This is a genomic window from Frankia sp. EI5c (genome assembly GCF_001636565.1).
GTDB lineage: Bacteria > Actinomycetota > Actinomycetes > Frankiales > Frankiaceae > Parafrankia.
In genome coordinates this window covers 1-6,503 of record NZ_LRTK01000079.1, presented here as the reverse complement: position 1 = coordinate 6,503, position 6,503 = coordinate 1, and the positions used below count along the sequence as shown (strand labels likewise).

Below are 6,503 nucleotides of genomic sequence, written 5' to 3'. Positions count from 1 at the left end.
GACGTCCACTACCGGGGATCTTGGTTGTGGCGCAAGAAGAGTTCGTGTCGGCTATCCGACACGAACCGATTCGGTCGTCCGCCGGTTCGCCGCGCCGGGATTGGCCACCCTTGAAGTGGGCAGGGAGACGGCGGGCTCGACTCCTCGCCCGTCCATCCGGTGGGGAAGTGACGGGCTCCATCGGGGGTGGTCGCGTCGGTGCGGGATGTGGAGGGCAGCTCGCACCGACGCGCCACGGGCACAGCCGGGCCAGGGGCACAGCACAGCCGGGCCAGGGGCTCGGCCGGGCCAGGGGCGCGGCGGCAGATACCGCTTCGCTCAGGCGATGATCTCGACCGGCGTGCCCAGCGGCACCGTCTGCGCCAGCCGAGTGATCGCGTCGTTGCTCAGCCGGATGCAGCCGTGGCTGACGTCCCGGCCCAGTGACTTCGGTTCGTTCGTTCCGTGGATGCCGATGACCGGGTCACGGCCACCGAACGACTCCAGGCTGGTGGAGAAGCCGCTCAGGCCGAAGGCGTACGGACCGTAGGCGCCGTTCGGGTTGCTCGGCCGGAGCAGCTCCATCAGGAAGAACCGGCCACCGGGTGTCGGGGTGTCGGAGGTTCCGATCGCCACCGACTCCTCGGCGATCATCTGGTCGCCGCTGTACAGGCGCAGCTTGTGCGCTCCGCGTGCGACGACGATGCGGTACGGCGTCTGGCTGGCGGTGACCTGCTCCGCCTTNACCCAGCCGGTGCTGCCGTTNGGCTCCACGGGGAGCAGGACCTGCCACCATCCCGGCATCTTCGCCTGGACGAGGAAGACCCGCGGTGCGCCGTTCTCGTTCGGGTTCGACAGCGTGGACGTCGGTCGTGTCGCGTTCGGCGCCTGGTAGATGTCGACGCTGGCGCCGGCGGCGGTCAGCACGGTGCTCGCGCCCTGCCCCAGGCCGGCGACGGCGGCGAGCTGGCTGCGCACGGCGTCGGGAACCTCGGATGAGCCGCTGCCCGAGTCGTCTCCGCCGCAACCGGTGAGAATGACGCCGCCCAGTACAACGGCCAGTGCCGCCGCACCTGTCCGGGACAGGGTGCGGCGGCCGGGCTGGCGCCGGGCAGGCGCTGTGTGATCGCCGGTCATCCGGTGTAGTAGGGCTCGGCCTTCACCGCGCTTGCAGCCGCGGGCGAGGCGATGGGCAGCGCGATGGGAGCGGCGGCGGGCGGCGCGGTGCCCTCGCNTTCGGACATGCCGACGGTGGGCAGGGTGACCAGCAGGTAGCCGGTCTCGGCGTCCCACGGAGCGATGACGACAGCCATGCCGTGCGTGTTCAGGCTCTGGGTCTCGCCGGGGCCGATCTCGCTGATTCCGGCGCCGAGGCTGGTGTCGAACCAGCCATACCNGAAGGCCTTGTCAGCGGTGTTGCGCAGCGNCCACTCCGGGCCGGCCCCACCGCAGGTGTGGCTGAGCAGGAACGGGTTCGCGTCGAAGTCCTCGATCCCGTTGATCTCCTTGTCCAGCGGCACCTTGAACGGCAGCAGCGACAGGAATCCGTCGAGAATCGGGTCGCCGGTTCCCTCGGTCGGCGTCGACGTCGGTGACGCGCCGTCCGTCGCGGTGGCACTGGCCCCGGTGGACGGGTCCGCGGTCGCGCCCTCGGTCGGGGTGGCGCTGGCGGAGGCGTCCGCCTCGGGGGTTTCGGTCGCGTCGGCGGTGGGCGTGCCGGAGGGCACGGTGGTGGCGTCGGGAAGGTCCGCGGCCGGGGTCGCGGAGGCGGACGCCGCGGCGGTCGTGGCGGGGGCTGTGGGTGTCGACGTGCTGGTAGCCGAGGCCGGCGGGGCCACTGCTATCAGGGCCGCGCCGAGAACGCCGGCCGCTGCGGCCCGCATTCTGGTGATCCGCATGAATCCGTCTCCCTCGATTGTGACGGGTCGCCGTTGACACGCGCCGCCGGCGGCCCGTCAACGTGCCCGACGGGCCAGCGNGCGGCCAAGTCGGCGCGGGACGCGGATCAGCGATTGCCGATCAGGTACGGCTGCAGGCAGAAAGGTACCAATGCCCGCATCGTCACGAGGTGACCGGGTCCGATGTAGCGGAAACGTTGGGTGTTCATCCGTGTTAAACGCGTCGCGGTGACGCTGTTGGGACGCGCGCGCCCGGGGGATTCGTCCCGAATTCAGCTCGACGTCAGGGGGTCAGCCGTTCGATGGTCAGGCGCCAGCCGTTCGATGGTCAGGGCGCCAGGCGTTCGATGATCCAGGTTCCCGGGCCGGTTCCGGGGGTCCGCTCGGCACCGTTCGCACCTTCCGTGATCAGTCGATAACGCAGGCGGTCATGGAGGCGGTCGGGGCGGCCCTGCCAGAACTCGACGGAGACCGGTACCAGCCGCAGCCCTCCCCAGAACGGGGGGGTCGGCACCCGCTCGTCCTCAGGCCAGCGGCGTTCGAGCTCGGCCAGCCGGTCNGTCAGCGCGTCGCGAGACGGGATCACGGTGGACTGGTGGCTCGCCCAGGCCCCGAGCTGTGATCCGCGCGGCCGGGAGCGGAAATATGCCTCGGTCTCGGCCCGGGTGATCCGCTCGACGCCACCGGCCACGATCACCTGTCGCTCCAGCGCGTACCAGNGGAACAGCGCGGATCCGCGCGGATTCGCCGCGGCCTGCCGGGCCTTGGTCGAGCCGTAGTTCGTGAAGAACACGAAACCGCGGTGATCGAAACCTTTCATCAGTACCGTGCGGGAACTCGGCCGGCCAACGGCGTCAGCCGTACCAAAGATCATCGCGTTGGGTTCGCCGATTCCCGTTTCTGGAGCGGAGGCGTCCGCGAACCATTTCCGGAACTGCTCGACCCAGGTGGTGGCGAGCATCGCCTCGTCGAACCGGCCCGGCCGGTAGTTGAGCCGCAGTGCGGCGGGATCGGGCGCNGGTGGGNGCAGGCTCACGGTTCGGATCCTGGCAGCCTCTCGCCGATGCGACCGGCCTCACCCTGGCTCGGGTGTCGTCGCCGGGCATCTCCGGCTGGTTCGCGCACCCCGCCGCGGACTGTTCGGGACAGGTGCCGCGGACCCGTGCGGAACGCGACTCATCACCCCCGGCCCGGTGGCGTAACCGTCCCTGACAGGGCAGGATGCAGACGGACGAGTGCGTCGTCAACACCGGACAGCATCGTCGGTACGCCGTCCCGGCAGGGCGGCGTCCCGCGGTCGGCAGAGACAGAAGCGGAGATCCNGACTCGANGGCCGAGAAGACAAGCGATTTCAAGCCGGGCCTGGAAGGCGTCATCGCCTTCGAGACCGAGATCGCCGAGCCGGACAAGGAAGGCAGCGCCCTGCGCTATCGCGGGGTCGACATCGAGGACCTTGTCGGGAAGGTCGACTACGGCCACGTCTGGGGCCTGCTCGTCGACGGGGCCTTCGAACCGGGTCTGCCACCGGCCGAGCCCTTCCCGGTGCCGGTGCACTCCGGTGACATAAGAGTCGACGTACAGAGCGCGCTGGCCATGCTCGCCCCGTACTGGGGCTTCGGCCAGCTGATCGACATCACCCCGCAGGAGGCGCGGGACAACCTGGCCCGGGCGTCGGTGGTGGCGCTGTCCTTCGTCGCGCAGTCGGCCCGCGGGCTCGGGCNGCCCGCCGTGCCGCAGCGGGAGGTGGACCGCGCCCGGACCATAACCGAGCGGTTCATGATCCGCTGGCGTGGCGAGCCCGACCCCAAGCACGTGCAGGCCGTCGACGCCTACTGGGTGTCCGCCGCCGAGCACGGCATGAACGCATCCACCTTCACCTCCCGCGTCGTCGCGTCGACCGGGGCGGACGCCGCCGCGGCGCTGTCGGCGGCGGTGGGCGCGCTGTCCGGGCCGCTGCACGGTGGCGCCCCCTCCCGGGTGCTGGCGATGCTGGACGAGGTGGAACGGACCGGTGACCCCGTCGGGTACGTGCGCCAGGCCCTGGACCGCAAGGAGCGCCTGATGGGCTTCGGGCACCGGGTCTACCGGGCCGAGGACCCGCGCGCCCGAGTGCTCCGCCGCACCGCCCGTGACCTGGGTTCCCACCGCTACGAGGTGGCCGAGGCGCTGGAGGCGGCAGCCATCGACGAGCTGACCAACCGCTACCCGGACCGGCCGCTGCGGACNAACGTCGAGTTCTGGTCGGCCGTGGTGCTGGACTTCGCCGAGGTGCCGGCTCATATGTTCACGTCCATGTTCACCTGTGCCCGCACCGCGGGCTGGAGCGCTCACATCCTGGAGCAGATGCGCACCGGCCGGCTCATCCGCCCGTCCGCCCGCTACGTCGGCCCCGCGCCGAGGCCGCTGGGAGACGTCCATGTCTGACGTTCCGACGATCGTGCTGCCCGACACGCTGCGGCCGGTCGACGGCCGCTTCGGTTGTGGTCCGTCGAAGGTCCGCACCGAGGCGGTGGACGCCCTCGCCGCCAGCGGGACGCAGCTGCTCGGCACGTCGCACCGGCAGAAGCCGGTGAAGAACCTGGTGGGCCGGGTTCGCTCCGGGCTCGCGGACCTGTTCTCGCTGCCCGAGGGCTACGAGGTGGTCCTCGGTATCGGCGGAGCCACCGCGTTCTGGGACGCCGCCGCCTTCAACCTGGTGCGGGAACGCTCCCAGCACCTCGTCTTCGGCGAGTTCGGCGGGAAGTTCGCCGACACGACGAAGGGGGCGCCCTTCCTGGCCGACCNGTCGATCGTGAAGTCGGAACCGGGCACGCACCCCGACTGGGCGCCGGCGGCGGGCATCGACGTCTACGCCACCCCGCACAACGAGACCTCCACCGGGGTCGCCCGTCCGGTGCGGCGCCCGGTGGGCACCGACCCGGGNGCGCTGCACCTGGTGGACGCGACCTCGGGCGCCGGCGGCCTGCCCGTCGACCTGACCGAGGTGGACGTCTACTACTTCGCCCCGCAGAAGTGCTTCGCCTCCGACGGTGGTCTCTGGGTGGCCCTCATGTCNCCGGCGGCGCTGGCCCGGCTCGGTGAGATCGCGGCCACCGACCGCTGGATCCCGCCGTTCCTCGACCTCACCACGGCGCTCGACAACAGCACCAAGGACCAGACCTACAACACCCCGGCCGTGTCGACGCTCTTCCTGNTCGCCAACCAGCTCGACTGGATGCTCGGGCANGGCGGCCTCGACTGGGCCGTGCGGCGGACCGCCGAGTCCTCCTCGATCCTNTACAACTGGGCCGAGAAGACCACGTATACGACACCGTTCGTCGCCGACCCGGCGCAGCGCTCGCAGGTCGTCGTCACCATCGACTTCGAGGGCGTGGACGCCGCCGCGGTGGCCAAGGTGCTGCGCGCCAACGGCGTGGTCGACGTCGAGCCCTACCGCAAGCTGGGTCGCAACCAGCTCCGGGTGGCCTGCTTCCCGGCCATCGAGCCGTCGGACGTCGAAACGCTCACCGGCGCCATCGATCACGTCGTCGAGCGCCTCTGACCAGGCGTCGCCGCTGACCAGGCGTCGCCGCTGACCAGGCGTCGACACCAGCGGGCGGGATCTGGCGGGGGAGGTGGCACGTCTCCCCGGCCAGATCTGGTCGGCAGGGCCGCGGCTCGGATCGTGCACACCTCGGATGGCGCGCACCTAGGCTGATCGGCTGTGGACGAATCCGCCCCGAGCTACCTGGCGACCGTCGCGGCGGCGTACGACAGTGTGGCCGAGGTGTACGCGGAGCTTTTCGCCGACGTGCTCGATCGCCAGCCGCTGGAACGAGCGCTGCTCTGCGCGTTCGCCGACCTCGTGCGCGGTACGCCCAGCCTGCCCGGTCCGGTCGGTCCGGTCGGTCCGGTGGCGGACCTTGGTTGTGGGCCTGGCTATGCGACCTCCTTCCTGCACAGCCTTGGGCTGGACGCGTTCGGCGTTGATATCTCGCCGGAGATGGTCGCCGTCGCTCGAAGCTCTCATCCGGGGCTGCGGTTCGAGGTGGGCACGATAACCGCGCTGGACCTGCCGGACCGCGCACTGTGCGGTGCCCTCTGCCGCTACTCCCTCATCCACNCCCCTCCCGCCGACCTTCCCGCCGTCCTGGCCGAGATTCACCGCGTCCTGGCTCCCGGCGGTCACCTGCTGCTCGGTTTCCTGGCCACGGATGATGCCGAGGCCGGAGTGCACGCGTACGACCATCGGGTGACAGGTGCCTATCGCTGGCCGCCCGACCACCTCACCGCGTTGGTGAAGCAGGCCGGGCTTGTCGAGGTAGCCCGGCTGGTGCGAGCACCGACGGAGGAAGAACGAGGTCGGCAGGCACATCTGTTGGCCCGGCGCCCGCGGGAGACTCCGTAAGGAATCAGGCAGGAGACATAAGGAATCAGGCGGGAGACACCGGCCTCCGGCGGCCGGCGACCAAACCGGAGTTCCGGCGCGTGGAACCGGGGTGTGAATCCCGTCAGGCTGTGGCTGCCGTGGGCTGAGGGATGGCGATTGACGTAGATTCCTAACCTACTCCATCCACGTCGACTACTATACCGATAGCTTGATGAAATGAATGCCTTGTAACTCGTTGTGTCCTCGCTCTTGCCGCC

1 protein-coding gene and 16 pseudogenes are annotated in these 6,503 nt (G+C 70.4%); 11 read left to right on the top strand and 6 right to left on the bottom strand.

Annotation, left to right across the window (positions count from 1 at the left end; translation table 11 throughout):
* Positions 1-318: 318 nt before the first annotated feature.
* The 6 pseudogenes from UG55_RS41945 to UG55_RS41920 form a co-directional block, all read right to left on the bottom strand.
* Positions 319-723, bottom strand: a pseudogene (locus UG55_RS41945) (L,D-transpeptidase); the annotation flags it as partial.
* A 22-nt stretch (positions 724-745) separates the two neighbouring features.
* A pseudogene (locus UG55_RS41940) lies at positions 746-1,116 on the bottom strand (L,D-transpeptidase); the annotation flags it as partial.
* A 290-nt stretch (positions 1,117-1,406) separates the two neighbouring features.
* Positions 1,407-1,877, bottom strand: a pseudogene (locus tag UG55_RS41935) (hypothetical protein); the annotation flags it as partial.
* A gap of 328 nt (positions 1,878-2,205) precedes the next feature.
* Positions 2,206-2,436 (bottom strand): annotated as a pseudogene (locus UG55_RS41930) (pyridoxine 5'-phosphate oxidase C-terminal domain-containing protein); the annotation flags it as partial.
* 1 nt (position 2,437) lies between these two features.
* Positions 2,438-2,596: pseudogene (locus UG55_RS41925) on the bottom strand (pyridoxine 5'-phosphate oxidase); the annotation flags it as partial.
* 1 nt (position 2,597) lies between these two features.
* Positions 2,598-2,895 (bottom strand): annotated as a pseudogene (locus UG55_RS41920) (pyridoxamine 5'-phosphate oxidase family protein); the annotation flags it as partial.
* Positions 2,896-3,208: 313 nt separating this feature from the next.
* On the opposite strand from UG55_RS41920, the pseudogene UG55_RS41915 reads away from it, so the two are divergent.
* The 11 genes and pseudogenes from UG55_RS41915 to UG55_RS41860 all read left to right on the top strand — a co-directional run.
* Positions 3,209-3,597: pseudogene (locus tag UG55_RS41915) on the top strand (citrate/2-methylcitrate synthase); the annotation flags it as partial.
* Between the two features lies 1 nt (position 3,598).
* Positions 3,599-4,102 (top strand): annotated as a pseudogene (locus UG55_RS41910) (citrate/2-methylcitrate synthase); the annotation flags it as partial.
* A 1-nt stretch (position 4,103) separates the two neighbouring features.
* On the top strand, positions 4,104-4,301 hold a 198-nt coding region (locus UG55_RS41905; RefSeq protein WP_304440443.1), incomplete at its 5' end, for a citrate/2-methylcitrate synthase.
* Positions 4,294-4,660 (top strand): annotated as a pseudogene (locus UG55_RS41900) (phosphoserine transaminase); the annotation flags it as partial. The gene UG55_RS41905 and the pseudogene UG55_RS41900, both read left to right, overlap by 8 nt.
* Before the next feature lies 1 nt (position 4,661).
* Positions 4,662-4,799 (top strand): annotated as a pseudogene (locus tag UG55_RS41895) (phosphoserine transaminase); the annotation flags it as partial.
* Position 4,800: 1 nt separating this feature from the next.
* Positions 4,801-4,931: pseudogene (locus UG55_RS41890) on the top strand (phosphoserine transaminase); the annotation flags it as partial.
* 1 nt (position 4,932) lies between these two features.
* Positions 4,933-5,070 (top strand): annotated as a pseudogene (locus tag UG55_RS41885) (phosphoserine transaminase); the annotation flags it as partial.
* A 33-nt stretch (positions 5,071-5,103) separates the two neighbouring features.
* Positions 5,104-5,153: pseudogene (locus tag UG55_RS41875) on the top strand (hypothetical protein); the annotation flags it as partial.
* A gap of 1 nt (position 5,154) precedes the next feature.
* Positions 5,155-5,418 (top strand): annotated as a pseudogene (locus UG55_RS41870) (phosphoserine transaminase); the annotation flags it as partial.
* A gap of 162 nt (positions 5,419-5,580) precedes the next feature.
* A pseudogene (locus UG55_RS41865) lies at positions 5,581-5,979 on the top strand (class I SAM-dependent methyltransferase); the annotation flags it as partial.
* Between the two features lies 1 nt (position 5,980).
* Positions 5,981-6,264 (top strand): annotated as a pseudogene (locus UG55_RS41860) (SAM-dependent methyltransferase); the annotation flags it as partial.
* Positions 6,265-6,503 lie beyond the last annotated feature (239 nt).